This window comes from Mesorhizobium sp. WSM4849 (genome assembly GCF_055811385.1).
This window is the reverse complement of record NZ_JBVVPW010000015.1, coordinates 113,166-139,438: the sequence shown is the minus strand read 5'-3', so window position 1 is coordinate 139,438 and position 26,273 is coordinate 113,166. Positions and strand designations below refer to the sequence as shown.

General features: G+C 62.7%; 28 protein-coding genes and 1 tRNA gene. 19 read left to right on the top strand and 10 right to left on the bottom strand.

The features are described from left to right. Positions 1 to 17: 17 nt before the first annotated feature. The 3 genes from AC0L3L_RS18975 (at position 18) to AC0L3L_RS18965 (ending at position 1,857) form a co-directional block, all read left to right on the top strand. Positions 18 to 1,163: a hypothetical protein gene (locus AC0L3L_RS18975; protein WP_473638704.1), complete on the top strand. Its 1,146-nt coding sequence runs from the start codon at positions 18 to 20 to the stop codon at positions 1,161 to 1,163. Positions 1,164 to 1,288: 125 nt separating this feature from the next. Next, positions 1,289 to 1,513: an antitoxin MazE family protein gene (locus AC0L3L_RS18970; protein ID WP_165848737.1), complete on the top strand. Its 225-nt coding sequence runs from the start codon at positions 1,289 to 1,291 to the stop codon at positions 1,511 to 1,513. Beyond that, positions 1,510 to 1,857 (top strand): type II toxin-antitoxin system PemK/MazF family toxin, encoded by a 348-nt coding sequence (locus tag AC0L3L_RS18965; protein WP_473638703.1) that lies wholly within the window; start codon positions 1,510 to 1,512, stop codon positions 1,855 to 1,857. The genes AC0L3L_RS18970 and AC0L3L_RS18965 overlap by 4 nt, the downstream gene beginning before the upstream one ends. Before the next feature lie 111 nt (positions 1,858 to 1,968). Here AC0L3L_RS18965 and AC0L3L_RS18960 read toward each other — a convergent pair whose 3' ends face one another. After that, positions 1,969 to 2,292: a hypothetical protein gene (locus AC0L3L_RS18960; RefSeq protein WP_473638702.1), complete on the bottom strand. Its 324-nt coding sequence runs from the start codon at positions 2,290 to 2,292 to the stop codon at positions 1,969 to 1,971. Positions 2,293 to 2,394: 102 nt separating this feature from the next. Beyond that, positions 2,395 to 3,318 carry an alpha/beta fold hydrolase gene (locus AC0L3L_RS18955; RefSeq protein ID WP_473638701.1) on the bottom strand — a complete coding sequence of 308 codons (924 nt, stop codon included), beginning with the start codon at positions 3,316 to 3,318 and terminating at the stop codon, positions 2,395 to 2,397. A 191-nt stretch (positions 3,319 to 3,509) separates the two neighbouring features. Between AC0L3L_RS18955 and AC0L3L_RS18950 the strand changes: the two genes are divergently transcribed. Then, positions 3,510 to 4,490, top strand: coding sequence for a Tim44 domain-containing protein (locus AC0L3L_RS18950; RefSeq protein ID WP_473638737.1), 981 nt, complete (start codon positions 3,510 to 3,512; stop codon positions 4,488 to 4,490). A gap of 121 nt (positions 4,491 to 4,611) precedes the next feature. Here the strand turns inward: AC0L3L_RS18950 and AC0L3L_RS18945 are convergent, their stop codons facing one another. From AC0L3L_RS18945 to AC0L3L_RS18920, 6 genes are all read right to left on the bottom strand, one after another. Beyond that, positions 4,612 to 5,505 (bottom strand): LysR family transcriptional regulator, encoded by an 894-nt coding sequence (locus AC0L3L_RS18945; protein WP_473638700.1) that lies wholly within the window; start codon positions 5,503 to 5,505, stop codon positions 4,612 to 4,614. 135 nt (positions 5,506 to 5,640) lie between these two features. Then, on the bottom strand, positions 5,641 to 6,051 hold the full coding sequence (locus AC0L3L_RS18940) for a cyclophilin-like fold protein (protein ID WP_473638699.1): 411 nt from the start codon (positions 6,049 to 6,051) through the stop codon (positions 5,641 to 5,643). Between the two features lie 65 nt (positions 6,052 to 6,116). Further along, a complete protein-coding gene (locus AC0L3L_RS18935; RefSeq protein WP_473638698.1) occupies positions 6,117 to 7,235 on the bottom strand; it encodes an alpha/beta hydrolase in 1,119 nt (372 codons plus the stop codon). A 457-nt stretch (positions 7,236 to 7,692) separates the two neighbouring features. After that, entirely contained in the window at positions 7,693 to 7,758 is a 66-nt protein-coding gene (locus AC0L3L_RS18930; RefSeq protein WP_473638736.1) for a hypothetical protein, read from the bottom strand. Between the two features lie 30 nt (positions 7,759 to 7,788). Next, positions 7,789 to 8,856: a helix-turn-helix domain-containing protein gene (locus tag AC0L3L_RS18925; RefSeq protein ID WP_473638697.1), complete on the bottom strand. Its 1,068-nt coding sequence runs from the start codon at positions 8,854 to 8,856 to the stop codon at positions 7,789 to 7,791. Between the two features lie 396 nt (positions 8,857 to 9,252). Further along, positions 9,253 to 9,342 (bottom strand) — tRNA-Ser (locus AC0L3L_RS18920). A 359-nt stretch (positions 9,343 to 9,701) separates the two neighbouring features. Here AC0L3L_RS18920 and AC0L3L_RS18915 point away from each other — a divergent pair. The 3 genes from AC0L3L_RS18915 (at position 9,702) to AC0L3L_RS18905 (ending at position 11,467) form a co-directional block, all read left to right on the top strand. Next, positions 9,702 to 10,391, top strand: a complete 690-nt coding sequence (locus AC0L3L_RS18915; RefSeq protein ID WP_473638696.1) for a 50S ribosomal protein L21 — start codon at positions 9,702 to 9,704, stop codon at positions 10,389 to 10,391. A gap of 100 nt (positions 10,392 to 10,491) precedes the next feature. Next, positions 10,492 to 10,761 carry a 50S ribosomal protein L27 gene (rpmA, locus tag AC0L3L_RS18910; RefSeq protein ID WP_023678077.1) on the top strand — a complete coding sequence of 90 codons (270 nt, stop codon included), beginning with the start codon at positions 10,492 to 10,494 and terminating at the stop codon, positions 10,759 to 10,761. 118 nt (positions 10,762 to 10,879) lie between these two features. After that, entirely contained in the window at positions 10,880 to 11,467 is a 588-nt protein-coding gene (locus tag AC0L3L_RS18905) for a GNAT family N-acetyltransferase (protein WP_123151138.1), read from the top strand. A 10-nt stretch (positions 11,468 to 11,477) separates the two neighbouring features. On the opposite strand, the gene AC0L3L_RS18900 is transcribed toward AC0L3L_RS18905, so the two are convergent. Further along, positions 11,478 to 12,347: an endonuclease/exonuclease/phosphatase family protein gene (locus AC0L3L_RS18900; protein WP_473638695.1), complete on the bottom strand. Its 870-nt coding sequence runs from the start codon at positions 12,345 to 12,347 to the stop codon at positions 11,478 to 11,480. A 114-nt stretch (positions 12,348 to 12,461) separates the two neighbouring features. Between AC0L3L_RS18900 and obgE the strand changes: the two genes are divergently transcribed. From obgE to AC0L3L_RS18875, 5 genes are all read left to right on the top strand, one after another. After that, the gene (obgE, locus tag AC0L3L_RS18895) at positions 12,462 to 13,490 is read left to right on the top strand and encodes a GTPase ObgE (RefSeq protein ID WP_473638694.1); all 1,029 of its coding nucleotides are present in this window, start codon (positions 12,462 to 12,464) and stop codon (positions 13,488 to 13,490) included. Positions 13,491 to 13,492: 2 nt separating this feature from the next. Next, complete coding sequence (gene proB, locus AC0L3L_RS18890) at positions 13,493 to 14,656, top strand: glutamate 5-kinase (protein WP_473638693.1); 1,164 nt, start codon at positions 13,493 to 13,495, stop codon at positions 14,654 to 14,656. Between the two features lie 3 nt (positions 14,657 to 14,659). Beyond that, positions 14,660 to 15,946 carry a glutamate-5-semialdehyde dehydrogenase gene (locus AC0L3L_RS18885; protein ID WP_473638692.1) on the top strand — a complete coding sequence of 429 codons (1,287 nt, stop codon included), beginning with the start codon at positions 14,660 to 14,662 and terminating at the stop codon, positions 15,944 to 15,946. A 266-nt stretch (positions 15,947 to 16,212) separates the two neighbouring features. Further along, positions 16,213 to 16,800: a nicotinate-nucleotide adenylyltransferase gene (locus AC0L3L_RS18880; protein WP_473486382.1), complete on the top strand. Its 588-nt coding sequence runs from the start codon at positions 16,213 to 16,215 to the stop codon at positions 16,798 to 16,800. Positions 16,801 to 16,895: 95 nt separating this feature from the next. Beyond that, on the top strand, positions 16,896 to 18,191 hold the full coding sequence (locus tag AC0L3L_RS18875) for an MFS transporter (protein ID WP_473638691.1): 1,296 nt from the start codon (positions 16,896 to 16,898) through the stop codon (positions 18,189 to 18,191). Between the two features lie 23 nt (positions 18,192 to 18,214). Here AC0L3L_RS18875 and AC0L3L_RS18870 read toward each other — a convergent pair whose 3' ends face one another. After that, entirely contained in the window at positions 18,215 to 19,072 is an 858-nt protein-coding gene (locus AC0L3L_RS18870) for a mechanosensitive ion channel family protein (RefSeq protein WP_473638690.1), read from the bottom strand. Positions 19,073 to 19,312: 240 nt separating this feature from the next. Between AC0L3L_RS18870 and rsfS the strand changes: the two genes are divergently transcribed. From rsfS to alr, 7 genes are all read left to right on the top strand, one after another. Beyond that, complete coding sequence (gene rsfS / locus AC0L3L_RS18865) at positions 19,313 to 19,690, top strand: ribosome silencing factor (RefSeq protein ID WP_023800052.1); 378 nt, start codon at positions 19,313 to 19,315, stop codon at positions 19,688 to 19,690. 82 nt (positions 19,691 to 19,772) lie between these two features. Further along, positions 19,773 to 20,255 carry a 23S rRNA (pseudouridine(1915)-N(3))-methyltransferase RlmH gene (gene rlmH, locus AC0L3L_RS18860; protein ID WP_473638689.1) on the top strand — a complete coding sequence of 161 codons (483 nt, stop codon included), beginning with the start codon at positions 19,773 to 19,775 and terminating at the stop codon, positions 20,253 to 20,255. A gap of 136 nt (positions 20,256 to 20,391) precedes the next feature. After that, positions 20,392 to 21,768 (top strand): murein hydrolase activator EnvC family protein, encoded by a 1,377-nt coding sequence (locus AC0L3L_RS18855; protein ID WP_473638688.1) that lies wholly within the window; start codon positions 20,392 to 20,394, stop codon positions 21,766 to 21,768. A gap of 1 nt (position 21,769) precedes the next feature. Then, a complete protein-coding gene (locus AC0L3L_RS18850; protein ID WP_473638687.1) occupies positions 21,770 to 23,095 on the top strand; it encodes a S41 family peptidase in 1,326 nt (441 codons plus the stop codon). Between the two features lie 132 nt (positions 23,096 to 23,227). Continuing rightward, positions 23,228 to 24,397: a divergent polysaccharide deacetylase family protein gene (locus AC0L3L_RS18845; RefSeq protein ID WP_473638686.1), complete on the top strand. Its 1,170-nt coding sequence runs from the start codon at positions 23,228 to 23,230 to the stop codon at positions 24,395 to 24,397. 2 nt (positions 24,398 to 24,399) lie between these two features. After that, positions 24,400 to 24,921 carry an RNA pyrophosphohydrolase gene (locus tag AC0L3L_RS18840; protein WP_473638685.1) on the top strand — a complete coding sequence of 174 codons (522 nt, stop codon included), beginning with the start codon at positions 24,400 to 24,402 and terminating at the stop codon, positions 24,919 to 24,921. A gap of 89 nt (positions 24,922 to 25,010) precedes the next feature. Continuing rightward, a complete protein-coding gene (gene alr, locus AC0L3L_RS18835) occupies positions 25,011 to 26,162 on the top strand; it encodes an alanine racemase (protein WP_473638684.1) in 1,152 nt (383 codons plus the stop codon). Positions 26,163 to 26,273 lie beyond the last annotated feature (111 nt).

Here is a 26,273-nt window from a genome sequence, read left to right as displayed (position 1 = left end):
GCCAAGCGAAAGCGGTCATGAGCGAATACCAGTATTACGAGTTTCAGGCGGTCGACCGTCCGCTCGGCGAAGCGGATCGCCGGGTCTTGCGCGATTTGTCGACACGAGCGCGGATCACCGCCACGAGCTTCACGAATTCCTACGAGTGGGGCGACTTCAAAGGCGACCCGGTCCAGTTGATGGAGCGCTGGTTCGATCTCCATCTCTATCTGGCCAATTGGGGCACGTACCGCCTGATGATCCGTCTGCCGAAGCGGCTGGTCGATCGGCGGCGTCTCGACGGATTTCTCCACTCGGTCGATTGCGTCGATGTCACGACAGCGGGTGAAAATTGGATCGTCGACATCCTGTGCGAGGAACTGGAGCTCGAGGACTATTGGGACGACGAATCGGGCTGGCTCGCAGCGCTGGCGCCGCTGCGCGCCGACGTGCTTGGCGGCGACCTGAGGCTTTTCTATCTGCTGTGGCTGATGGCGGTCGAGGCCGGTTCTATCGAGCCGGACGAGGCGGAGCCGTTGCCGGGGATCGGCCCGATGACTGGCGCGCTCGACGCATTCGCGCGGTTCTTCCGTCTCGATGCCGATCTCGTCGAGGCGGCGGCCGAACGTCCCGCCGGCACGACGGCGGGGGACCCATTGTCATCGGATGTCATCCGTCGTTCCGTTGCCGATTTGCCTGATCATGAAAAAACGACGCTGCTTGCTCGACTGGCCGAGGGCGATCCGCATGTGGGAAACGAGCTTCGGGCGCTCGTTCGGGATCGCCAGGCGTTGCAAGCCTCGGCGGCTCGACCTGCCGTCGCTCCGCGCTCGGCCGGCGAATTGCGCGCCCGTGCCGATGCGATCCGCGAGGCTCGCGAGCGCGAGCAAAGCGAGCGGCGGGAGGCTGAAAGGAAACGGCGGGAGGCGGAAGAGCTAAGCGCTCGCCGCGCCCGGCTCGATGCGATCATGCGGCGCGGCGAAACCGTATGGCGCGAGGTGGAGACCGAAATCGACCGCCGCAACGCTTCCGGCTACGATACGGCCGCCGGTCTTCTGCTCGACCTCAAGGCGATTGCCGAGGAGCGGGGGACGATTGGCGACTTCGCCCGCCGGCTGCAGGCGATCCGCGAACGGCATATCCGAAAGGGGCGCTTCATCGAACGGCTGAAGCCAATAGGATAACATGGCACGCAATAGCAGCAAGTCACAGCCGTTGTCGTAGCCCGGTGCGGGCTTTCCGATGAGGACTGGTCAAAGCTCGCCCTCTGCAATAGGTTACATGTAACCACTAGCAGGGAGAATCGTTCATGGCCTCGGCATCGAAGCCTAAGTCCTCGGGCATGAAGGTGCGGGAACATCGTGAACGTCTGCGCCGGCAAGGTCTGCGTCCGATACAGATCTGGGTGCCGGACGTGCGTGCGCCGGGCTTCCGTTCGGAAGCGCATCGCCAGTCACTAGCGGTCGCGGCAAGCGCCCATGCACGCGAGGATCAGGCGTTCATCGACGCGATATCGGATTGGGGTGATGAATGAAGCGTGGCGATATCTGGACGGTCGCCGGCGGCAAGGATTACGCCGGCAAACCGCGTCCTGTCGTCATCATCCAGGATGACAGTTTCGATGCGACGGATTCGATCACCATCTGCGGCTGCACGACCGACGAGACGGACGCGCCATTGTTCCGTCTGGCCATCGAACCGAACGAGCGGAACGGGCTGCTCGCCGTCTGCCGACTGATGGTGGACAAGATCACCACGGTCCCGAAATCCAAGATCGGCGCAAATATCGGACGGTTAGACGACGCGGACATCCTGCGCCTCAACCAGGCCGTTCTCGTTTTCCTCGGTTTGGCCGTGTCGCCGAGACTGAAGCCGTGACGGTGAGGATAATCGAATTCACGGAGCCGTCGAGCCTCGGCTCCAATGCCATGTCCTGCGAAATCGATCATTTTCGGCCTTCGGCAGCAGGCTCTCACGCCGGCGCCGCAATCAGCACCTGCTTCGTCTCACCGCTGCAATCGCAGCCTGCTGCTGCCGCAAGCGTTCGATTCTCGCGCTCTGGCGGGCAGTGACGGTAGAGGCGACACGCCGGGCGCCCCATAGCCAGTCCGGAATACTGGTTTTCGCGACTTTGCCCCGAGTGATCGCTGTCGCTGACATCTCCTTGGCGACTTCGCCCATGGCCACGTTGAGTTCGACGCAGCTCATCTTGTCGTATTTTGCGGCGTCAAAGGATGCGTGGAAGGGCGATGCGCAACCTCCGACAAGGACGAGGCTGCATATCAAAGGCGTGGCTGTAAAAATGGCTTTCATTCTTTTATCAAGCAGATTTGGCGCCGGACGGGCGAATACCACAGAGATACTCGATCCCAAGCGTTCCCGAGGTACTACTGCATAATTGAAGCATGTGAAGCTCTACAACACTCTGCCCTGGGCGTCATTCCCCTCATTATCGTCGAAGAATTTCGAGAGAACCGCTGCGGTCTGGCGAGGGTGCTCTTCTGGAAAGAAGTGCCCGCCTGGAACGGGTCTTCCTTCAACTCTGTCGGCCCATTTCCTCCAGATAGCCAGCGGTCCGCCTTCCCCGGCATACCAGGTCTCGAGGCCGCCTTCGCTACTCCAAAGTGCCAGCAGCGGACACTCAATGCGACCACCTTTTGCCTGGTCCGCCGCGTCATGTTCACGATCGATCGTCGCAGCGGCCCGATACTCTTCGCAAATCGCATGAACATGAACGGGATCGCGAAGCGCCTCGACATAGGCGTCCCTGACCTCTGCAGAGAATGTTTCTGCCGGCGACCCCCACTGCGCAATCGCATTGTCGACGATGGCATCAGGCGCTGCGCCTATCAGTCGCTCCGGCAGCGGCTCCGGTTGCGCAAGAAGGCTCCAGGGCCAGAAGGCGAGAGCCAGTCTGGCATCCGCCCTATCCCACGCGGCGGCGGTGGGGATGACGTCGAGGACGGCGACTTTGGAGATTTCATCGGGATGGTCGAGTGCCAGACGATAGGCGACCCGCCCGCCACGATCATGTCCGGCAACCATGAACTGCTCAAACCCCAGCTGCTTCATGACTTGAACCATGTCGCCGGCCATGGCGCGCTTGGCGTATGGGCTATGATCGGCTGAGGAGACCGGGCAGCCGCTTTGCCCATAGCCTCGAAGATCGGCGGCAATCACCGTAAAGTTGGGCGCCAAGGCCACGGCGATATCCCTCCACATCAGATGCGTTTCGGGAAAACCATGAAGCAGCAGCAGCGGCGGACCGGTTCCGCCGACCCTTGCGAAAATGGTCGTGTCGTCCAGTTGCAAGCTGGTCGCTGTGAAACCTGCAAACACGGTTCGTCTCCCTCGGCGTGCCCAAAGGCGACAACGCACAAGGTGCCAGAAGGATCACGTCAGCGGCCGTGTCTGGAGTCGAGGCGATCCGCGAATTCTCGTCAATGGCCGAATACGGAAGGTGGGCCACTGATATTTCGATCGGCGCACCCCATATGAGCGCGAAGAGTATCGCCTAGGGATTTGCCATGATGATTTCGCGTTCGAGCCGGTTTGCAGTTTTGTTTGCAGGACTGTTCCTGGCATTCTCCATGGTCACGGCCGATTACGCTGAGGCGCGGCGTGGCGGCAGCTTCGGCAGTCGCGGCACGCGCACTTTCCAGTCGGTCCCGCCGACCAGGACGGCGCCACAGCCGGCCGCGCCGGTCGAGCGCTCGATGACGCCCAACACCGTAACGAACAGTGCGGCCCGCCAGACGCCGGCATCCCAGAGGCCAGGGTTCTTCAACGGCCTCGGCGGTTCGATGATGCGCGGGCTGTTGCTCGGCGGTCTGATAGGACTTCTTTTGGGCCAAGGGTTCGGCGGCTTGGCCGGCATATTAGGGCTGCTGCTTCAAGGGCTGCTGATCGGCGGCGCGATCATGCTGATCATCCGCTTTTTCCGGTCGCAATCGGCACGCAACCAGGCGCCCGCCATGGCCGGTGTTCCGCGGAGCATGGGGAACTTTGGGCGAAACGCGGCAGCCCAGCCCGAGGCGGACAACGTCTCATCTTTCCCCATTCCAGGCATCGGGTCTGGATTTGGCCGGACGGCTCCAGCCTCCGATGAAATTACAATGACTCAGGCCGACCTCGACATATTCCAGCAGCGGCTGACGGAGGTTCAGGAAGCGTTCGGGCGCGAAGATCATGCTGGCTTGCGCCGGCTGGCGACCCCCGAGATGGTGTCGTACCTGTCCGAGGAGCTTGCCGACAATGCCAAAAACGGCGTCAGGAACGAGGTCTCGAACGTCAGCCTGCTGGAGGCCGACATTGCGGAGAGCTGGCGGGAAGACGGTCGCGACTACGCGACGGCTGCCTTGCGCTACGAGTCTCATGACGTGATGCGCGATCGCGCCAGCGGCAAGATCGTCGCCGGCGAAGCCGATCGGCCGACGGAAACAACCGAACTGTGGACCTTCACGCGCCAGAACGGCGGCGACTGGAAGCTCGCGGCAATACAGCAGCCCTAACTGAGACATGGCAACCTCGGCCGTTCACGTCCTCTTGCGAGCCATGATGTAAAGACGGTTGTCGTCGCCCTCGTTGCGTGGCTTTCAGTGGCAAGAACGTCGAAGCCCGCGGCATCGATAGTTACTCGCGATGGCGCAGCGCATCGACCAGGGCCACGAAAGCAGGTGAGGATTGCCGGCGGCTCGGATAATAGAGATGGTAGCCATCCCAATATGGCGACCAACCTTCCAGGACCCGGGCCAGCCGACCTTTCGCGATGTGAGGAAGGGCAATTTCTTCCGGAACATAGCCGAGGCCGCGGCCGGCGAGCGCAGCGTCCAGGACATGAAAGATGTTATTGAAGACGAGCTGCCCATCGACGCGAATTTTGATCTCGCGGCCGTTCTCCTCGAACTCCCACACATAAAGAGCCCCGGACGATGGAAAACGGAAGTTGATGCAATTGTGCTGCACGAGGTCCTGCGGCTTCTCCGGCTCGGGATTTTCGGCAAAGTAGGACTTTTCGCCGACGACCGCGAACCGGAAATCCGGTCCGATGCGAGCGGAGATCATGTCTTTCGCAAGCAGCTCGCCCATGCGGATCCCGGCGTCAAAGCGCTCCGTTACGATGTCGGTGAGGCCGTTGTCGAGCAGGAGTTCGACCTTGATGTCGGGATATTTCGGGAGAAAGCGTTTCAGCTTGGGCCAAAGGACGCTGCTGATTGCATAGTCAGGCGCCGATAGCCGGATGGTTCCGGCGGGCTTTTCTCTCAATTCGTTCAGGGCATCGACCTCGACTTCGATCTGGTCAAAGTGAGGCCCGATCCGCTCCAAAAGCCTCTCTCCCGCTTCTGTGGGGGCTACCGCGCGTGTCGTGCGTGTGAGCAGGCGAACGCCAAGGCGAGCTTCGAGTTGACGGATAGTGTGGCTTAGCGCCGATTGCGATATGCCGAACCGGGCTGCGGCTCGCGTAAAGCTACGCTCCCGAGCAACAGCCAGGAACGCAAGCAGATCGTTGACATTCTGCCGCGGCACTCATGAATCCTTCTGATAGACAAAACTCGATTATACCGAATAAATCGAAAGCAAAATACAGAGACCTCACTTGCGGCAGCTCATGCAATTCGCGCCGCTCGCCCGGCAACCAGCTACGAGCGGGTTGCGCACGTTTCAGTCGGTGCGTTCAACTCGGACAGAGACGGGACCGGGACGGTCAAAGATCGAGACATCGCCAGTGACCTGCCCGAGCACAATGATGCCAGGCGCCGGGACGCGACCGCTCCGGTAGTAGATCACGAAATGATCGGAACTCCACAGCCCAAGCGTGCCGACAGAGAAGTCGCGCTGCCGCGCCAGTTCGGGCAAGGCGGAAGGCAGGTTGCCGGTCTTTTCCTGGCGGAGATGGTCGGACATCTCGATCGTGAGCGGCAGCATCTGCGCCAGAGATTTTGCGGCTTCGTTGTCGGCGAGATCGGCTGTGACCTCGCCCCAATCCGAAGAAATGCGAATGCGCTCTTGAGCCATGGCAGGTCCAACCATTCCGAGTGCGATAACAGCGGAGCTCAGTAATAGTTTCAGCATGCTGTGGTATCTCCCGATCTATGCTGATAGAGCCTGCGCCCTCCGGCGCAGGCTCCATCTCGCCGCTACGCGGAGAGGTGCTGATTGAAGAAGCTGGTCAGCTTGTCGAACGGGATCAGGTCGACGCGATCGTAGAGATCGACGTGCCCGGCGCCGGAAACCCACACAAGTTCCTTCGGCTCGGCCGCTCGTTTGTAAGCATCCTCGCTGAACTCGCGAGAGTGAGCCTGATCGCCCGAGATGAACAGCATCGGGCGCGGCGAGATCGTCTCGATGTCGTTGAACGGGTAGAAGTTCATGAACTTGACGTTGCTGGTCAGCGTCGGATGCGTGGTGATCTGCGGGTTTGCACGTGCGGGCGTGAATTCACCCCGCGGCGTGCGGTAGAAGTCATAGAACTCCCGCTGGATGGCATGGGTGTCGGCGGTCAACTCGTGCACAGTGCCGCCGGTATATTCGACCGCGCCGCCTTCAAACTCGCCCCAGCGCTGCTCGGCAGCGGCAGCAATGATCTGCTTGCGCTGCTCGACGCTCAGCGAATGGTTAAGCGCGTCGCGGTTGGCGGCCCCCATGTCGTACATGCTGACGGTCGCGACGGCGCGCATCCGCGGGTCGATCTTGGCCGCGCTGATGACGAAACTGCCGCTGCCGCAGACGCCGATCGCGCCGATGCGGCTTCTGTCGACGAATGGCCGTGTGCCAAGGAAATCGACCGCGGCGCTGAACGCTTCGGCGTAGACGTCAGGCGAAACGATCTGGCGGGCCTCGCCCTCGCTTTCGCCCCAGAACGGCAGGTCGATGGACATGGCGACGAAGCCCTGTTCGGCCATCTTGGTGGCATAAAGATTTGCGCTCTGCTCCTTCACCGCACCCATCGGGTGCCCGACGACGAGCGCCGGATGGCGCGCATTGCGGTCGAGGTTGTTGGGAATGAACAGATTGCCCGCGACGTTCATCTCGTATTGGCTTTTGAAGGCCACCTTTTCGAGCGTCACCTGATCGCTGGTGTAGAAGTTGTTTGCGCTGTTTGACATATTTTGAGCCTTTGCGAAGGGGATGTTGAAGAGCGACGCCGCACCGAGCGCGGCAACGCCGGCGCCGGTCAGCTTCAGGAGATCACGCCTGCCAAAGTCGACACTGGACTGCGGTTCCGCCGTGCTCTCGATTCCGATCTGCTTGTTCATGCCTGTCTCCTTTGATCGTCTTGAACTGACGCAGGCCTGCCGGGCCATGCCCATTCCTCGGCATGCGCGGCAGTGTTGCGAATGTGTAAATAGAATAGCGACGACGCCGGCGATCAATTAGGCGGCAAAATCCGCATGTCGTCATGAGGAAGATTCATCAATCGGATAGCGCAGGCTCGTCCCGAAGGTGAACAGATTCGTCCGCCTCCGGCCGCATCTGCATGCACAGGAAGAAGATCGCCACCGTGCTCGCCGATCAAAGGTTCGGCGCCAACGAGTTCGACGACGGCATTTGGCCCTTGAGCTGAGTGCACAAAGGTCTGGCGGAGCTATAAGGCAGGAAACGGGCTGTTATTGGGTTGATGGGGGATGTCGCCCGATGCCCAACCCAAATAAAGCCGAAATGTGGTTTTGGGTTGGGCGTACACGAGCTGATCAGGCTCCGCCGTCGTGCCGATCAAGCAACGAAAGCCGCGTAATCTGCAAACCACCTTCTCGTCGGCAACAAGGAGTGAACGTTCATTGCAGCCCCGTCAGTTTTGAACCGACGCGCTCATTTCGCCTTCTCCCTCTTTTTGTTCTTCGGCAGCTTGATCACTATAGCATCGTCACTATTGGCTTCATCGTCGTCTATCAGCCCGTCGTCATAGCTCTCGACTTCATCCTCTTCGATTTTGTGGGTCGGGAACGAAATATAATCCAGCACGTCCGGGTTGAAGAACGCAGTGCGATGATAGCCTTCATACGGCAACCGGATCATGTTCGGTTCGTCGTTCTCGTTTCCGCTGTAGGGGTAATGGATATCAATCAGAGGCTCGATGCATTCGAAAAGGTTGCAATCGACATAGGCGAATTCCCGCCGCTTGCCGGTCGAGAACTGGACCGTGACCGTGTGAGCTAGAGCCACAATCTCATCGGTTTCTGCCGCTCTCGCGGCCTTCTCAATCGCGAGGTCCTCGGGTTTGATCGCGCGCTTGGCGACCAGTTCATCGAACTGCTCGTCGGTAATCATGATCTGGCGTTGGACGCGCTCAACATCGTCTTTTGCAAAATCCGACGTGTAGTCGCCTCCGGCAACCTCTTCATCTCGAATGGCCTCGACGATGGCCCAGTCGCGGGTGTCAGGCATCTGGATTGGCGTTGACAGTTTGTAGTCATCATGATCCGGCCCGTAGGTGTCATATGCTTCACTGGAAAAATAAAACTCGGAAATCGCCTTGTGCCGGATCGCCACGGTACGGTTGCCCAAGTCCTTGATAACGATGAACCGCTTGTCGCACTGCAACTCACAATAGGCTTGCTCGTGCGACGCTTCCGAAATCGAAAGCACCAGCGGTTCGCCGCCGCCGCAGAAATGCACCGCACACTCACCGTAATATTGCAGGTCCAGCGGAGCTTCGTCGTCATAGAACGCTGCCTTTTTCGGCGGGTGCCGACCAAGCAATTCCAATTCGGTGGTCTTGAAGTGCTTTGCCAGCTTGGCAAGGTGGCTTTTCGGGATCTCGGCCTTGCCGGTTTCCCACCGCTGATACGTCGGTTGCGTCACGCCCGCCGCCTCGGCGGCTTGGGTCTGGGTCTCGGCATTCAGGACCCGGAAATGTTTCAGTCGATTGATCGTCATTTGACTCCCCTGGAAAAATTATGCGCATATATACGCATACCATTTCCTGATTTTCAAGGGCGTTTTCGCCTGCAACTTCTTGGCGGAATCTGCCGAGTTTGTCGGGGCGTGTCTCTCTGCCGGTGCCCGGACGACCAGGTCTGAATAACGACTTGGCTGTTGACGTTTCTGCAGTGAGTTCGAGGTCCACTCCTTCCGCGACCCGCTCATTAGCGACTTAGGACATGTGGATCGATAACTGAATCGGGTTTGGTGACGTCTGCGTCGGTTTGACTCATCAGGTTGCGATTCCTCTCGGTAGCTTTGTGGGTTACCGATCAGGGCATGATCGACCGATGCTGCCGCCGACGGTGATCGGCAGCTATATCGCACTATAGAGGGCAATCGGCGGCAAACTGGCGGAGAGGGAGGGATTCGAACCCCCGATGGGCTTGCACCCATGCCGCATTTCGAGTGCGGTGCATTCGACCACTCTGCCACCTCTCCGCGGTCATGGTCCGCCGTTGCCGGCGCGGCGCACTAGATAACGGCTGGGCGGACAGGTTACAAGGGCCAATCTGCCTGATATCAGGCTTCTCTCCGGGCCTTATGGCTCGTCCTTCGATACCTCTGCCGTTTGTGCCAACGCCACCGGCTTGCCTTGGGCAATCCGCCGGCTTGCTTTCGGCCGTTTGCCTGTCGGCCGTTTGCCTTGACTTGCGGCCAACCTTCGGCTAGGGACAGCGCGCAATCGGCGTGGAGGGTTCTTCCGCGCCGCTTGTTTTTTGAACCCGCAGACTGACAAAAAGACGGCCGAACCGCCTGAAGCGGTTCATCAAGGCCGACCGAACAGCGAAAGGCAAAAAATGTTCGCAGTCATCAGAACGGGCGGCAAGCAGTATCGCGTCGCCGCCAACGATCTCCTGAAGATCGAAAAAGTCGAAGGCCAGGTCGGCGATATCGTCGAGATCGGCCACGTGCTCGCACATGGCGAGGGCGAGAATGTCACGTTCGGCGCGCCGTTCGTCGACGGCGCCCTGGTCACCGCCGAAGTCGTCGAACAGGGCAAGAACCGCACCGTCATCGCCTTCAAGAAGCGCCGCCGGCAGAATTCGCGCCGCAAGATCGGCCATCGCCAGCTTTTGACTACCGTGCGGATCGCCGAGATCCTGCTGGGTGGCGCCAAGCCGACGAAGAAGGCCGCGGCCAAGACCGAGGCGAAGGCCGAAGTTGCTGCAAAGGCCGAGGCGAAGGCTGAAGCCGCGCCGAAGAAGGAAGCCAAGGCAGAGGCTGCGCCGAAGGAAACCGAGGCCAAGGCAACCGAAACCGCCGCTCCGCTGTTCAAGGCGCCGAAGGGCGAGCCGGACGATCTGACCGTGATCAAGGGCATCGGCCCGGTTGCGGCCGGCCAGTTGAACGAGCAGGGCATCACGACCTTCGCCCAGATCGCCAAGCTGTCCGACAAGGATGTCGCCAAGATCGACGAGCATATGCCGTTCAGCGCCGACCAGATCATGGACTGGCGCGAGCAGGCCAAGGAATTGGCGAAGAAGTAAAGCGGCCCGGCGCGATCGTCGCCGGTTCGGACTTGAAACGGAACGCGAACGCGTTCATAAGACCTTTCAAGCGCCCTTGCGGCGCATCGGAGTTAGTTAGATGGCACACAAGAAAGCTGGCGGTTCGTCGCGCAATGGTCGCGACTCCCATTCCAAGCGGCTCGGCGTGAAGAAGTTCGGCGGCGAAGCCGTGATTCCGGGCAACATCATCATTCGTCAGCGTGGCACGACGTGGCATCCCGGCACCAATGTCGGCATTGGCACGGATCACACGCTATTTGCGCTCGAAGCTGGCGCAGTCACCTTCAACAAAAAAGCCAATGGCCGAACCTACGTATCGGTGAACCCGATGACGAAGGCCGCGGAGTAGCCGGTTCCGTACGAGAACACCGGCACCCATCTCGGGAACCGGTGTCTGGCCAAGCCAGGAAATGGATCAGGGGAGATGGGTTTCCATCTCCCCTTTTTCTTGTGCCTGGAGGACTGACATGGTTGCCGAAGCGGAAGATACAGACGGTGAAAGTTACGCGATAGATTGCCCGGTCCTGGTGACCGAGCGGCTGGTCCTGCGGGCGCCGCGCGAAAGCGATATCGAGCAACTGGTGGTGCTCGCCGACAACCGCCACGTCGCCGAGATGCTGGCCCGTATGCCGCACCCCTATGGCGAGGCCGAAGCACGCGCCTTCCTCGCCATGACGGCATCGCGCCGGGCCGGGATTGCCTATGCATTGACGCTGGCCGGTACCGAGACGTTCGTGGGTTGCGCCGGGCTCAACACCACCGATCGCGGGCTGGAGCTCGGCTACTGGATCGGCGAGCCCTACTGGAAGCGCGGCTACGCGACGGAGGCCGCACATGCGCTGGTCGATCTCGCCTTCCAGAAGACGGCGATCCAGGTGCTGCATGCCTCGACACGGGTCATCAATCCGGCCTCGCGCCGGGTCATCCACAAATGCGGCTTCCAGTATGCCGGCCAGGGCATGCTGAACTCGATCGTCGCCGGCCAGGTGCCGGTCGAGCGCTACCGTCTCGATCGCAAGACCTGGACCAGCCTGCGGAACTGGGTGCATTTCTGATGGACGCTGGTCAGGCCATCTCGACCCAGACCGGCAAGTGGTCCGAGCCAACCGCTTGCCGGTCGACCCACAGGCGCTTCAGCGATTTGGCGAGCGAGGCGCTGGTGAAGACATAGTCGATGTGCTTGTGGCGGCTGGCGTCGTCAGGCCGCTTGGGGTCGACCCAGGTGACGAGATCGGCGCCTGTGGCGGCAAGGCGCAGGGTGACATCGACGGCAAGATCGGCGGTCACGGGCATGCCGAATTCGTGATCCAGGCGGCCGGCGAGTTCGACATATTCCGGCGATCCGGCCAGCATGTTGAAGTCGCCCATGACGACGAAGCCTTCGGGACAAGGCAGGTCGGGCAGGCCGACTTCGGCGACGCCCGACAGCGCGCCGCCCTCGATCGCATAATTCAACAGGCGCTGGCGCAGAAACCGGATCTGGCTGGCGCGTTCGACCGGGCTGCGATGATCGAGATGCGTGGAATAGAAGCGGATGAAACCGAGCGGCGTCTCGATCAGCGCCTCCAGCGCGCCGCGCTGGAAATTCATCACTTCGAAACTGCGGCTGCGCGGCAAGAGGAGATTGCGCGACAGGTGAACGGGCGTTTTCGACAGCACCATGTTGCCGAGCTGGAAGGTGGTGGTGATGGCGCGGCCGTTTTCCAGACGCGAGCCGATATTGGCCTCGAAATTGCTGCCGTAGACGGCGAAGTATTCGGGCAGCGCCTCGCCGAGCTCGGCCACCATCTCGCGGCCACCATTGTTGGGGTTGTTGCGCGAGACCTCCTGCAGCGCGATCACGTCGGCGCCGCGCACGGCATCGGCGATGCGGCCGACATCGTAGCGGCCGTCAAGACCGACGCCGTAATGGATGTTGTAGGTTACGAGCTTCATTGCGACTCCGGCCATGTTCATAAACAGCCTCGCCCTTCGCCCCGCCTTGGTTTAGAGCAGTGCCGAAGGTTTAGAGCAATGCCGCAAGGCCACTAGCAGAAACTCAGCAATCCGATGAAATTTCTCGATCAAGCCAAGGTCTACATCCGCTCCGGCGACGGCGGCGCCGGTTCGGTGTCGTTCCGGCGCGAAAAGTTCATCGAGTTCGGCGGCCCCGATGGCGGCGACGGCGGCCGTGGCGGCGATGTCTGGGTGGAGGCGGTCGATGGGCTGAACACGCTGATCGATTATCGCTATCAGCAGCATTTCAAGGCCAAGACCGGTACGCACGGCATGGGCCGCAACATGACCGGCGCCAAAGGCGCCGACGTCACGCTGAAAGTGCCGGCGGGAACGCAGGTCTTTGCTGAGGACAACGAGACGCTGATCTGCGACCTGACTGTGGTCGGCCAGCGCTTCCTTTTGGCCAAGGGCGGCAATGGCGGCTTCGGCAACCAGCATTTCAAGACCTCGACCAACCAGGCGCCGCGCCGCGCCAACCCCGGCCAGCCGGGCGAAGAGCTCAACATCTGGCTCAGGCTCAAGCTGATCGCCGATGCCGGCGTGGTTGGCCTGCCCAATGCCGGCAAGTCGACTTTTCTGGCCGCCGTCACCGCGGCTAAGCCGAAGATCGCCGATTATCCCTTCACCACGCTGCATCCGGGCCTCGGTGTGGCCCGTATCGACGGGCGCGAGTTCGTCATAGCCGACGTTCCCGGCCTGATCGAAGGTGCGCATGAAGGCGTCGGTATCGGCGACCGTTTCCTCGGACATGTCGAACGCACGCGCGTCCTTCTGCACCTCGTCTCCGCGCAGGAAGAAAATCCGGGGAAGGCCTACAAGACCGTGCGCACCGAACTCGACGCCTATGGCCATGGTCTGATCGAGAAGGTCGAGATCGTAGCACTTTCCCAGGTCGACACGCTCGATGCCGACGCACGCAAGAAGAAGGTCGCTTCGCTGAAACGCGCCGCCGGCCGCGCGCCGATGCTTTTGTCCGCGGTCACCGGCGAAGGCGTCGAAGCCGTTCAGCGCGCGCTGATGACGGTCGTGGGCGAGGCACGCGAAGCTGTCGCCACTCCGGTCGAGACGCGCTGGAGATAGCGATGGTCGCGCAGTCGCTGAGAAAATACCGGCGCATCACCGTCAAGATCGGCTCGGCGCTGCTTGTCGACCGCACGACCGGCCTGAAGCGCGACTGGCTGGCCTCGCTTGCCGACGACATCGCCGTGCTGGCCGAAGGTGGCGCCGAGATCCTCGTCGTGTCGTCCGGCGCCATCGCGCTTGGTCGCACCATTTTAAGCCTCGGCAAGCGGGCGCTGAAGCTCGAGGAGAGCCAGGCGGCGGCCGCCGTCGGGCAGATTGCGCTGGCCGGCGCCTGGTCGGATGCGCTCGGCAAGGGCGGCCTGAAATCGGGCCAGATCCTCCTGACGCTCGGCGACACCGAAGAGCGCCGCCGTTATCTCAATGCGCGGGCGACGATCTCGACGCTGCTCAAGATGAAGGCGGTGCCGGTCATCAACGAGAACGATACGGTGGCGACCTCCGAAATCCGCTATGGCGACAATGACCGGCTGGCGGCGCGCGTCGCCACCATGATGGGCGCCGATCTCTTGGTGCTGCTCTCAGACATTGACGGGCTCTACACGGCGCCGCCGGCGCGCGACCCGCAAGCCCGGTTCATTCCTATCGTTGACCGCATCACCTCCGAGATCGAGGCGATGGCGGGTGCCGCCGCTTCGGAATTTTCACGCGGCGGCATGCGAACCAAGCTCGACGCCGGAAAAATCGCCACCGCCGCCGGCACCGCCATGATCATCACATCAGGCACGAGACTGTCGCCGCTGCTGGCGATCGAGCGCGGTGAGCGGGCGACGTTCTTCCGGCCGAGCGCCAATCCGGTCAAGGGCTACAAGACGTGGATCGCCGGGCAGCTCGAACCGGCTGGCCGGCTGACAGTCGATGCCGGCGCCATCGGCGCGCTGCTGTCGGGCAAGTCGCTGCTGCCGGCTGGCGTCAAACTGGTCAGCGGCAATTTCTCGCGCGGCGATACGGTGGCGATCCTGTCGCCCGAAGGCCGCGAGATCGCGCGCGGACTGGTTGCCTACGATGCCGCCGATGCCGTAAGGATCGCAGGCTTGAAGACAGCCGAGATCGAAACCGTGCTCGGCTACGAAGCGCGCTCGGCGATGATCCACCGCGACGACCTTGTGGTGAGCCATCCCGCAAACCAAGTATGGGCCGGTGACCAAGTAACCAGCGGAGGATGAGCCATGCTGAAGCTGCATGAAAAATCCCGGGACGACACTGCCGCGCTGATGGCCGATATTGGCGGCCGCGCGCGGGCCGCCGCCCGACCGCTGGCCGTCGCCTCGGCCGAGCGCAAGCACGCCGCTTTGATCGGTATGGCGCAGGCGATCCTTCGGCACGAGCAGGATATTCTCGACGCCAACGCCATCGACATCAGCAAAGGCGAGCAGTCTGGGCTTCCAGCCTCTTTCATGGACCGGCTGAAGCTCGACCCGGCGCGCATCCGCGCCATGGCCGCCGGCATCCGCGAAATCGCCGAACTCAGCGACCCGGTCGGCGATGTCATTGCCGAATGGGACCGGCCGAACGGCCTGCATATCGAGCGCGTGCGCACACCGCTCGGCGTCGTCGGCGTCATCTATGAGAGCCGGCCGAACGTGACGGCCGATGCCGGCGCGCTTTGCCTCAAGGCCGGCAATCCGGTGATCCTGCGCGGCGGCTCGGATTCGCTCAACTCCTCGGCGGCGATCCATGCCTGCCTGGTCGAAGGGCTGAAGGCGGCCGAGCTGCCGGAGGATGCCATCCAGTTGGTGCCGACCGCCGACCGCGCCGCCGTCGGCGAGATGCTGAAAGGACTTTCCGGCAATATCGACGTGATCATTCCTCGCGGCGGCAAGAACCTTGTCGAACGCGTCCAGAACGAGGCGCGGGTGCCGGTCTTCGCTCATCTCGAAGGCATCTGCCATCTCTACATCGACCGCTCGGCTGATCTCGACATGGCGATCAGGATCGCCGTCAACGCCAAGATGCGGCGAACCGGCGTCTGCGGCGCGGCCGAGACGCTGCTGGTCGATCGCGCTGTTGCCGCCACCCATTTGGTGCCGATCCTTGAGGCGTTACGCGCGGCAGGGTGCGCAATCCACGCCGACGCCGAGGTGCTGAAAGTGTTCGCCGACGCCCAGCCGGCGACCGACGCCGACTGGGTGAGCGAATATCTCGATGCCATCATCGCGGCAAAACTGGTCGACGGCGTTGCCGGCGCGATCGAGCATATCGAGAATTTTTCATCGCACCACACCGAGGCGATCGTCGCCGAGGATGCCAGCGCGGTCGAACGGTTCTTCAATGAGATCGATTCGGCGATCCTTCTGCACAATGCCTCGACCCAATTCGCCGATGGCGGCGAATTCGGCATGGGCGCCGAGATCGGCATCGCCACCGGCAAAATGCATGCGCGCGGCCCGGTCGGTGTCGAGCAACTGACCTCGTTCAAGTACCGCGTGCGTGGGACCGGACAGGTGAGGCCTTGAAGCTATTCGCGGTTAGAGCCTGAGAGGCGTGCGCCCAGCCACCCCCCTCTGTCCTGCCGGACATCTCCCCCGCAAGGGGGGAGATCGGATGTCGTTTCTGTTTTCGCCAATCGCCGACGCTGCAAGATTTGCGGCTGCGATGAAGCCGCCAATCTCCCCCCTTGCGGGGGAGATGCCAAGTTTTGGCAAAGAGGGCAGGACAGAGGGGGGTGCTTAGCACGATGCTCTCCCCTTCCGAACAACCCGTCCCCTCTCGCTACCTTCATATGCCGCATGCCGGAAAGGGCTTGGCCGTCGGGCTGTTCGGCGGCTCGTTCAATCCTGCCCATGCCGGCCACGCACTGGTTGCCGAGGTCGCGCTCAGACGTCTGGCGCTCGATCAGTTGTGGTGGATGGTGACGCCGGGCAATCCGCTCAAGAGCGCGCGGGAACTGGCGCCGCTGGCCGAGCGGCTGCGCCTGTCCGAGCAGATCGCCCGGAACCCGAAGGTCAAGGTCACCGCCTTCGAGGCGACCCATTATGTCCGCTTCACCGCCGACACGCTGGCCCTGGTCAAGGCGCGCAACCCGGGCGTTGACTTCGTCTGGATCATGGGCGCCGATTCGCTTCGCGATTTCCACCGCTGGCAGCGCTGGCGCCAGATCGTGATGACGTTTCCGATCGCGGTGATCGACCGCCCTGGCGCGACGCTGTCGTTCCTGTCGTCCGTCGTCGCCAAGACCTTCGATTACGCGCGTGTCGACGAAGGCGACGCGCCGCGGCTCGCCCGCATGAAGGCGCCGGCCTGGACCTTCATCCACGGTCCGCGCTCGTCGCTGTCGTCGACCGCGATCCGCAATTCGGCGAACGGATAGGAGTCTCCTTCTCCCCTTGTTGTGGGAGAAGGGAAGACCGCTGATGTCGCATTTGCGGCTGCTTTTCCCCGATCCGTGGGCGATCCTGCGCCGGCATGGCGATTCTCGAGCGAAACCAGACCAGACGCGATCCGGCGCAGGGCAGTCCGCCAGCCCCGGCGATCGCCATTGCCAGCGTCCTCCTATCGATGGCGCTGGTTGCGGTCGGCAACGGACTGATGTTCGCCTATATCCCGGTCCGGCTCGGCGCCGGGGGCTTCGATCCGACCTGGGCCGGGCTGATCGTCACCGGCCTTTCGGCCGGCGGCCTGGCAGGCTGCATCCTGACTGGTCCGCTGGTGCGGCGCGTCGGCCATGCGCGCGCGTTCATGGTGCTGTCGGCGTTGATCGTGCTGTCCAACGCCGCCGTCGGGGCCGGGCCGCACCCGCTGACGTGGATCGCGGCGCGCGCGCTCTATGGCTTTGCCATATGCGGCCTGTTCATCGTCGCGCAAAGCTGGCTCAATGACGTCGTCGCCAACGCCATACGCGGCAGGGTCATGGCCTTCTTTTACGTCGCCTATGTCGCCGGGCTCGGTGTCGGCTACTCCACACTGGCGCTGATCGACATAAGGGCTGCGGACGCGCCGTTGATCGGTATCGCCTTCACCGCGCTGTCGATCCTTCCCGTCGGGCTGACGCGGCTCGCCCAGCCACCGCCGCCGCAGGCGGCGTCGGTCGCGCTTGGCCGGGCCTGGCGGATTTCGCCGGTGGGCGTCGCCGGCATGCTTGCCGTCGGTGGCCTGTCGATGACGATTTCGGGCTTCGCGCCGATCCATGCCACGGCCGAGGGCTACAGCCAGGCAGATGTGGCGCTGCTGCTGTCGGCGATGCCGGTCGGCACATTGATCCTGCAGATCCCGCTCGGATGGATTTCCGACCGCACCGACCGGCGCTTTGTGCTGGCCGCCGCTTCGGCGCTTGCCTTGGTGGCGGGCCTGTTCGCGCTGGGCTTCGACGGTGATGCGCTGGCGGCGCTGGTCCTCATCTACGTGGTCTGGGACGGCGCATCGGAATCGATCTATTCGCTGGCCAGCGCGCATGCCGCCGACCGCGCCGGCAAGGACGACATGGTGGCGCTGTCCAGTTCGCTGCTGTTTGCGTGGTCGCTGTCCGGCTTCATCGTGCCCGGCATCGTGACCGGGCTTTCCGCTGTCTATGGAACGCAGGCTTTCATCTATGTGGCCATTGTCATTGCCGCTGCCTTTTGCCTGTTCGTGCTGTGGCGTGTGGTGGCGATGTCGCCTGTTCCCGCTGCCGAGACCGGTAATTTCGCGCCGATGACGGCGCAGGCACCGCTGCCGGTCGATCTCGCTTTCTCGTCCGAAGAGCAGCGCCGCGCGGACAAGTAGAGCTGGGTCGGGAATTGATAATATCACTGCCTTGTGGCCGAGGCTTCCTGCCGTGGCGCTTCCGGTGGTGGCGCGGGTATAGAAATGCCTTCGCTGTCGAATGCCTGCTTGGCGCGTTTGGTGAGATCGATCTGGGTGGCGAAGAAATCCGCAGCCGAGGTCCAGTAGCGCAAGGTGATGGCGACGTTGCTGTCGCCGACGGTCGCCACAAAGGCAATCGGCGCCGGCTCCCGCCTGACGCGTCGGTCGTTGGTGGCGACGCCAAGCATGGTCTTCTGCGCGAGATCGATGTCGTTCCAGGAACCGATGGTCAGCGTGATGTCGGCACGACGGACGCCGTTGCGCGTATAGTTGCGGACTGGCAGGTTCCACAGCGTCGAATTGGGCGCGAGGACGTAGACGCCTTCGACTGTCCGCAACTGGGTAGCGAACAGGCCGATTTCCTCGATGGTCCCGGAAATGACGCCGACTTCGACATATTCGCCGATGCGGAATGGCCGCAGCGCCAGCAGCATGATGCCGGCGGCAATGTTCTGCAGCGTGCCCTGCAGCGCCAGGCCGATGGCTAGGCCGATGGCGCCAATGGCGGCAATGATCGAGGTCGTCTGGACGCCGAACTGGCCGAGCACCATGACGACGACGAGGATCAGTATGGCGTAGCGGACGATCCTCGAGAAGAAGTGGCGCAGCGTCGTGTCGAAGCCATGGATATGACCGAGGCCGGCATAGATCGAGCGCTGGGCAAGGCCGGCGATGGTATAGCCGAGGACCAGCAGGATGACGGCGCCGATGGCCGAGAAGGAGTACGAGACGATTAGCGCGCTGAGCTGCGCAAGGCCGGACTGCACGGTGAGGAGAGCGTTCTGAGGGTCGATAGGCATGAGGGGGATCCGGTTGGTCAATGCGCCGATAACCCAGGCCAGGCGACAAGAGTTCCGATTTTTCTTCAACTGCGGAACCGGAAGAACGGTTCTTCGTTGGCTACAGCAGGGCTGCCGTCTTGAAACTGCAACGCAACTCTGCCTATCTAAGGGGTGTCACCTGCTTTGAAGGGTGATTTGGTTGTTCTTGCTGCGAAAGGAAATACACTGAGAACAGCACTTTGGAAGAAGGCCGACATCGTGCCTTCGCCGGCCGGGATCAGCGTAAACGACGCCGTGTCCCGCGCCATCAAGACAGTCCTTGCCAGTCTGGAAGACTCCAAGGCCGAAAACATCGTCTCAATCGACATTCAGGGAAAATCGAGCCTCGGTGACTATATGGTCATCGCGTCCGGCCGATCGCACCGTCATGTCTCGGCTGTCGCCGATCATCTCCTCAAGGCGCTCAAGGATGCCGGGCTCGGCACAGCGCGCGTCGAGGGACTGGCCGGCGCCGACTGGGTCCTGATCGATTCGGGCGACATCATCGTCCATGTCTTCCGTCCCGAAGTCCGCGACTTCTACAATCTCGAAAAGATGTGGCAAGCGCCGGACCTCGAGGAAGAGACCCTCCACTGAGCCGCATTTGATTGATGCATGTCGTTTCCCAAAACCGGTGACCACTTTTGGTGACATGCATTAGCGGCTCTTCGAGGCAGGGATGAAAATTACCGTTCATGCCGTGGGCCGGATGAAAGCCGGCCCCGAGAAGCAGCTCGCCGACCGGTATTTCGAGCGCTTCGCCAAGAGCGGACCGGCCGTGGGGCTCGAATTCTCAGGGGTTGTCGAGATTCCTGAGGGCCGCGCCGAGACCGCCAACGAGCGTCGCCGCGAAGAAGGCCAGAAACTGCAGACGCAGTTGCAGCCTGGTGCCGCGCTGATGCTGCTCGACGAACGCGGCAAGAGTTTTTCATCCGAGGATTTCGCCGGGCGCATCGGCCTGTTGCGTGATAGCGGGCGCAGGGCACTTGTCATTGCCATTGGCGGTCCCGACGGTCACGATCAGTCGCTGCGCGATCAGGCCGATCTGATGGTGTCGTTCGGCGCGCTGACATGGCCGCACCAACTGGTCCGTGTCATGTTGGGCGAGCAGCTTTACCGGGCCGCCACTATTCTTTCGGGTCACCCCTACCATCGTTCATGAACCCGACCAAAACCGGTGAACCGAGGGCCCAGCCGCGGGGATTTTGGTCCCGGGCCCGGGAGTTTATGCTAGATTGGCGAGGCTTCGAACATGGTTGATGGTTCCTTAACGAAGCCATGCATAGGGTCTGGCTTCAATGTCTGAAGATTGGAAATCGCGAACGGGCTTTTGGCGCGCGCGCTGCGGCTTGGCAGCGGCGGCGCTTATGCTGTCGCTCGGCGCTGCGTGGGCGCAGAACAGGCTCGAAATAGCGCCTGACCCGGACCAGAGCCGCGCCGAATACGAACGGGTGTCGAAGGAGATCACGCTGTCGTCCGAGCGGCTCGCCAGGCTCGCCGCCGACATGGCGACGGTCAAGAAGGACCATGCCTCGATCACCGCGGCGCTGATCCAGTCGGCGATGACTGAACAGAAGCTCGGCCAGGACATCGAGGACATCGGTGCCAAGCTGGAAGGGCTGAAGGGCGAGGAGCAGAAAATCCGCGCCTCGCTGGCCGCCAGACGCGACATTCTGGCCGAGGTGCTGGCTGCGCTGCAGCGCATGGGGCTCAATCCGCCGCCGGCCATCCTGGTCAAGCCGGAGGACGCGCTGTCGTCGGTGCGCAGCGCTATCCTGCTCGGCGCCGTGGTGCCGGAACTGCGCCAGCAGACCGAGATATTGCTGGCGGACCTCAAGGAGCAGTCGCGGGTGACCGCCTCGATCGAGGCGGAGCGGGCGCGACTGACGGCGGCAGTCGGCGAGCAGACGGCGGAAAAGAAGCGGCTCGGCATGCTGCTCGAAGCGAAGCAGAAACTCGAAGCCGAGACGCAAACGGCGCTGGCGGCGGAAAAGCAGCGGTCCGAAGCACTGGCGGCCAAGGCCGGCAGCCTGAAGGAACTGATCGCCTCGCTCGAAGCAGACAAGGCCCGCAAGGCGGCGGCCGCGGCGAAGGCAGCCGAGCAGAAGGCCGCAGAGCAGAAGGCAGCGGGCGCCGACAAGGCTCCGGCGCAGACGGCTCCGGCACAGAAGGCCCCGGAACAGACGGAACTGGCGGCCCTGCCGGTGCCGGAGGCCAACCGGCTCACCGCCGCTGCACCGTTTTCGGCGCTTCAGGGGCAGATCGCGCTGCCCGTCACCGGCAAGATCAAGCGGCGGTTCGGGGCCAGCGACGGTAACGGCGCAGTGATGCTCGGTGACATGGTTGCGACACAATCGGGAGCCATCGTCACCGCGCCAGCGGACGGAAATGTGCTTTATGCGGGACCTTTTCGCTCTTATGGTCAACTCTTGATCCTGAACGCAGGTGACGGCTATCATGTCGTTCTCGCGGGGATGAGCAGAATCAGCGTCGCGTCTGGCCAGTCGGTGCTCGCAGGAGAGCCGGTTGGCGCGATGGGAGAGGCCCGGGTGGCGAGCACCTCGGCATCGAAGAATGGAAATGCCACGCCGGAACTCTATGTTGAGTTCCGCAAGGATGGAAAACCCGTCGATCCGACCCCATGGTGGGCGGACCGTTTCTCTGGAAGGACGTGAGATGATGCGGAAACTTTCGCTTCTGTTTGCCGGTGCGCTGATGGGCGCATCTGCGATGAGCCTGGTTTATGGCGCCCCCGGCTCGACGGCGAACGCTGCGGGCTCCGAGACCTATAAGCAGCTGGCGATCTTCGGTGACATCTTCGAGCGGGTGCGCGCGCAATATGTGACGCCGCCCGACGACAAGTCGCTGATCGAAAACGCCATCAACGGCATGCTTACCTCGCTCGACCCGCACTCCTCGTATATGAACGCCGAAGAGGCGCAGGACATGCGCGTGCAGACCAAGGGCGAGTTCGGCGGCCTCGGCATTGAGGTCACCATGGAGAACGACCTGGTCAAGGTGATCACGCCGATCGACGATACGCCGGCCGCCAAGGCGGGCGTGCTCGCCGGCGACTATATTGCCAAGATCGACGGCGAGGAGGTTCGCGGCCTGAGCCTCAACGACGCGGTCGAGAAGATGCGCGGGCTGGTCAACACGCCGATCAAGCTCACTATCCTGCGCGAGGGCGCCGACAAGCCGATCGAACTGACGGTGGTGCGCGACATCATCAAGGTCAAGGCGGTCAAGTTCCGGGTCGAGAACGACATCGGCTACATGAAGATCACCTCCTTCACCGAAAAGACCCATGACGACCTCGAGAACGCCATCGACACCATCAGGAAGCAGGTGCCGAACGAAAAGCTCAAGGGCTACGTGCTCGATCTGCGCCTCAATCCGGGCGGGTTGCTCGACCAGGCGGTGAGCGTGTCCGACGCTTTCCTCACCCGTGGCGAGATCGTCTCGACGCGCGGCCGCGATCCGAAGGACGTCACCCGCTTCGACGCGCGGGCGGGCGATGACATCGACGGCAAGCCGCTGGTCGTGCTCGTCAATGGCGGCTCGGCCAGTGCGTCCGAAATCGTCGCCGGCGCGCTGCAGGACCTGCGCCGCGCCACGGTGGTCGGCACGCAGTCCTTCGGCAAGGGGTCGGTGCAGACCATCGTCCCGCTCGGCGAGAACGGCGCGCTGCGCCTGACGACGGCGCTCTATTACACGCCGTCCGGCAAGTCGATCCAGGGCAAGGGCATCACGCCGGACATCAAGGTCGACCAGCCGTTGCCGCCGGACCTGCAGGGCAGGGATCTGACGCGCGGCGAGTCGGACCTCAAGGGCCACATCAAGGGCAGCGACGAGGGCGATACCGGTTCGGGCTCGGCAGCCTATGTGCCGCCGGAGCCGAAGGACGACCTGCAGCTCATCTTTGCCGAGCAGTTGCTGCGCGGCGAAAAGACCGATCCGGCGTTCCCGCCGAATCCGGACAAGGCTGTGCTGAACCAGTAGGGGCCGTGCTGAACCAGTAAAGGTCGATCAGCCGGACAACAGGTCTGGCTGCCTGATCGAAGCGATGTAATGCTGCCGGGGCTGCAAGGCCCCGGCAGTTTGATTCGGGGGAACCGCGGCTGGGGATGCGGCTTGGCTGACATTGGCAATGACATCGAACGCCCGCTAGGGCAGGCCGTCCGGCCGCCGCGCGCGGCCCGCAGGATCAGCGCCGGTGTGGTCGCGGCCACGCTTCTGGTGCTGGCCGTAATCAGCGTCTCCGGCGCGATTGCGCTGCGCGAAAGGCCGTTTCGAAAGCCGGAAGAAGTCGCCGTTTCGACACCGAAGACGACAGCGGTGGTCGAACCCGCAGCGCCGGCCAATGAGCCGGCATCGAAGGCGGAAGCAGCATCCAAGATGGGCGGGCCGCAGATCATCCATATGCCGACCGAAGTTGACGGTGGTCCGCCCAAGGCGGCCATTGTCATTCGCGACCCTTCGACGATCGGCCAGAACCTGAGGATCGCGCATATTCCCGACAAGGCGCTGGTCGAGGCCGGCGAAACCGGCCCATTGCCGGTTCGTGCCGCTGACGGCAGGCGGCCGTTCGATGTCTATGCGCGGCCGTGGTCCGGTGCGCGCGGTGCGCGTGTGGCGATTGTCATCGGCGGGCTAGCCGTGTCGCAGACCGGCACGCAGTCGGCCATCGCCAAGCTGCCGGCCGAAGTGACGCTGGGCTTTGCGCCGCAGGGCAACAGCATCGGCCGATGGATGCAGGCGGCGCGGCAGAGAGGCCATGAGATCGTCATGCAGGTGCCGCTCGAACCGTTCGATTATCCGAACGTCAATCCCGGCCGCAACACGCTGACGGTCACGGCGACGGCGGATGAGAATTTGAAGAATTTGCGCTGGGCGCTGTCGCGGACGACCAACTACACCGGCGTCATGAACTATATGGGCGCGCGTTTTTCGGCCGATGCGGCGGCGATGGGGCCGCTGATGGACGAGCTCGGCAGGCGCGGCCTGGCCTATGTCGACGACGGTTCGTCGGCGCGCAGCCTGGCACCCAACCTGGCGTTGAAAAACGGCGTGCCGTTCGCCGCCGGTGACACGTCGATCGACGCCGTGCGGGACCGCGGCGCCATATTGAAGAAGCTGGACGAACTGGAAGCCACCGCGCGGGCAAAAGGCTTTGCTGTCGGCATCGGCTCGGCCTTCGACCTGACGGTCGACACCGTGTCGTTTTGGGTGAGCGAGGCCAAGAAACGCGGCATCGAGATCGTGCCGATTTCGGCGGTGGCGGTGGATCCGGAAAAAGGTTGAGCATGGCGAAGAAAAAACCGGTCGATCCCGACACGCTGCCTTATCGTCGCTGTGTCGGACTGATGATCCTCAACGGTGATGGGCTGGTCTGGGTCGGGCATCGCATTGCCGAGCCGGACAGCGAATTCGCCGGCACGACGCAACTCTGGCAGATGCCGCAGGGCGGCATCGACAAGAGCGAAGAGCCGCTGCAGGCGGCGCAGAGGGAACTCTACGAGGAAACCGGCATGCGCAGCGTCTCGTTGCTGGACGAGGCGCCGAACTGGATATATTACGACCTGCCGGCCCATCTGGTCGGCATCGCCTTCAAGGGGAAATATCGGGGCCAGACGCAAAAATGGTTCGCCTTCCGCTTTCACGGCGACGTGAGCGAGATTGAGATCAATCCGCCGCCGGGCGGCCACACCGCCGAGTTCGATAACTGGGCTTGGCGGCCGATGCAGGAATTGCCCGACCTGATCGTGCCGTTCAAACGTCAGGTCTATGAGGACGTGGTTGCGGCGTTCCGGCATCTGATTGCGTAGCTTGGCGCAAGCCGCGCTCGCGCCGACCACGGTTGCCGCGTCAGCACGGTGGCTTTATTGATGGCCAATCCGCTGCAGAAGGGGTTGGCATGAACGAGGCCTCCAAAAAATCTCTTTCTGAAAGGGTCGCCGTCAAAGCCGCGCCGATCAGCGAAGCGGCGGCCGGCGCCATATTGACCGTCGATCTCGGCGCCATCCGCGCAAATTACCGGCGGCTCAAGGCGCGCTTGGGTGGCGTCGGCTGCGCGGGTGTCGTCAAGGCCGACGGCTACGGGCTCGGCGGGGCCCAAGTGGCGGCGGCGCTGGCGGCCGAAGGCTGCGCTATTTTTTTCGTCGCGCATCTAACCGAAGGGGTCTTGCTGCGCCAGGCGCTCGGCGCACGGCCAGCGATCTATGTGCTGAACGGCATTCAGCGGGGCGCTGAAAGCGAAGCCGTCGACGCGGAGTTGGGCGCGGTCATCAACAGCGCCGACCAACTCGCCGCCTGGCGCGCGGCGGCGCAGCGGGCCGGCCGCAAGCTCAAGGCTGCAATCCAGGTCGACAGCGGCATGTCGCGGCTCGGCATGGCGGCAGCCGAGGTGGAGGCCGTCGCTGCCGATCCGCAGGCTTTCGACAGTATCGACGTCACCTTCGTGATGAGCCATCTCGCTCGCGCCGACGAGCCCGAGCATCCGGCCAACGAGCAGCAGCGGCTGGAATTCGAGCGGCTGCGCAGGATGCTGCCAAAGGCGCCGGCCTCGCTAGCCAACTCCTCCGGCATCTTCCTTGGGCAGCCCTTTCATTACGACCTCGCCCGGCCCGGTGCGGCGCTCTACGGCATCAATCCGACGCCAGCGGTGGAAAATCCGATGCTGCCGGTGGTGCGGCTTCAGGCAAAGGTCATCCAGACGCGCAGCCTCGATAGGGGAGCTGGCGTTGGCTATGGCCATATTTTTCAGGTGACCGATTCGCTGGCCGCCGCAACGATCTCGCTAGGCTATGCCGATGGCTGGCATCGACGCGCGGCCTCAGCCGCCTGGTTCGAAAATGTGCGCTTGCCATTCCTTGGCCGTGTATCGATGGATTCGATCGTTCTCGACATTTCGGCCCTGCCGCCCGACAGGCTGAAGCCGGGCGACCTCGTCGAACTGATCGGACCGTCGCAGACGGTGGACCAGGTGGCCGGCCATGCCGGCACCATTGGCTATGAAATCCTGACCAGCCTCGGACACCGCTTTCACCGGCGCTATGTGAATGGATAGCGCGCGGGCTTTTTTAGGCATGTCGTTGTCCCAAAACCGCTGCGTACTTTTGGGCGACATGCTTGGGCACTTGGCGGACGCCGTAAAATCCGGCAGACAGAAAGCCACGAT

Coding starts and splice junctions, on each gene's coding strand:
- AC0L3L_RS18880 (WP_473486382.1), top strand. CDS start 16,213: ATGCCGCATGCCGGAAAGGGCTTGGCCGTCGGGCTGTTCGGCGGCTCG.
- alr (WP_473638684.1), top strand. CDS start 25,011: ATGAACGAGGCCTCCAAAAAATCTCTTTCTGAAAGGGTCGCCGTCAAA.
- AC0L3L_RS18960 (WP_473638702.1), bottom strand. CDS start 2,292: ATGAAAGCCATTTTTACAGCCACGCCTTTGATATGCAGCCTCGTCCTT.
- AC0L3L_RS18875 (WP_473638691.1), top strand. CDS start 16,896: ATGGCGATTCTCGAGCGAAACCAGACCAGACGCGATCCGGCGCAGGGC.
- AC0L3L_RS18885 (WP_473638692.1), top strand. CDS start 14,660: ATGCTGAAGCTGCATGAAAAATCCCGGGACGACACTGCCGCGCTGATG.
- rlmH (WP_473638689.1), top strand. CDS start 19,773: ATGAAAATTACCGTTCATGCCGTGGGCCGGATGAAAGCCGGCCCCGAG.
- AC0L3L_RS18975 (WP_473638704.1), top strand. CDS start 18: ATGAGCGAATACCAGTATTACGAGTTTCAGGCGGTCGACCGTCCGCTC.
- AC0L3L_RS18850 (WP_473638687.1), top strand. CDS start 21,770: ATGATGCGGAAACTTTCGCTTCTGTTTGCCGGTGCGCTGATGGGCGCA.
- AC0L3L_RS18905 (WP_123151138.1), top strand. CDS start 10,880: ATGGTTGCCGAAGCGGAAGATACAGACGGTGAAAGTTACGCGATAGAT.
- AC0L3L_RS18855 (WP_473638688.1), top strand. CDS start 20,392: ATGTCTGAAGATTGGAAATCGCGAACGGGCTTTTGGCGCGCGCGCTGC.
- AC0L3L_RS18970 (WP_165848737.1), top strand. CDS start 1,289: ATGGCCTCGGCATCGAAGCCTAAGTCCTCGGGCATGAAGGTGCGGGAA.
- AC0L3L_RS18950 (WP_473638737.1), top strand. CDS start 3,510: ATGATTTCGCGTTCGAGCCGGTTTGCAGTTTTGTTTGCAGGACTGTTC.
- AC0L3L_RS18925 (WP_473638697.1), bottom strand. CDS start 8,856: ATGACGATCAATCGACTGAAACATTTCCGGGTCCTGAATGCCGAGACC.
- proB (WP_473638693.1), top strand. CDS start 13,493: ATGGTCGCGCAGTCGCTGAGAAAATACCGGCGCATCACCGTCAAGATC.
- AC0L3L_RS18935 (WP_473638698.1), bottom strand. CDS start 7,235: ATGAACAAGCAGATCGGAATCGAGAGCACGGCGGAACCGCAGTCCAGT.
- rpmA (WP_023678077.1), top strand. CDS start 10,492: ATGGCACACAAGAAAGCTGGCGGTTCGTCGCGCAATGGTCGCGACTCC.
- AC0L3L_RS18915 (WP_473638696.1), top strand. CDS start 9,702: ATGTTCGCAGTCATCAGAACGGGCGGCAAGCAGTATCGCGTCGCCGCC.
- AC0L3L_RS18870 (WP_473638690.1), bottom strand. CDS start 19,072: ATGCCTATCGACCCTCAGAACGCTCTCCTCACCGTGCAGTCCGGCCTT.
- AC0L3L_RS18940 (WP_473638699.1), bottom strand. CDS start 6,051: ATGCTGAAACTATTACTGAGCTCCGCTGTTATCGCACTCGGAATGGTT.
- AC0L3L_RS18965 (WP_473638703.1), top strand. CDS start 1,510: ATGAAGCGTGGCGATATCTGGACGGTCGCCGGCGGCAAGGATTACGCC.
- obgE (WP_473638694.1), top strand. CDS start 12,462: ATGAAATTTCTCGATCAAGCCAAGGTCTACATCCGCTCCGGCGACGGC.
- AC0L3L_RS18900 (WP_473638695.1), bottom strand. CDS start 12,347: ATGAAGCTCGTAACCTACAACATCCATTACGGCGTCGGTCTTGACGGC.
- AC0L3L_RS18840 (WP_473638685.1), top strand. CDS start 24,400: ATGGCGAAGAAAAAACCGGTCGATCCCGACACGCTGCCTTATCGTCGC.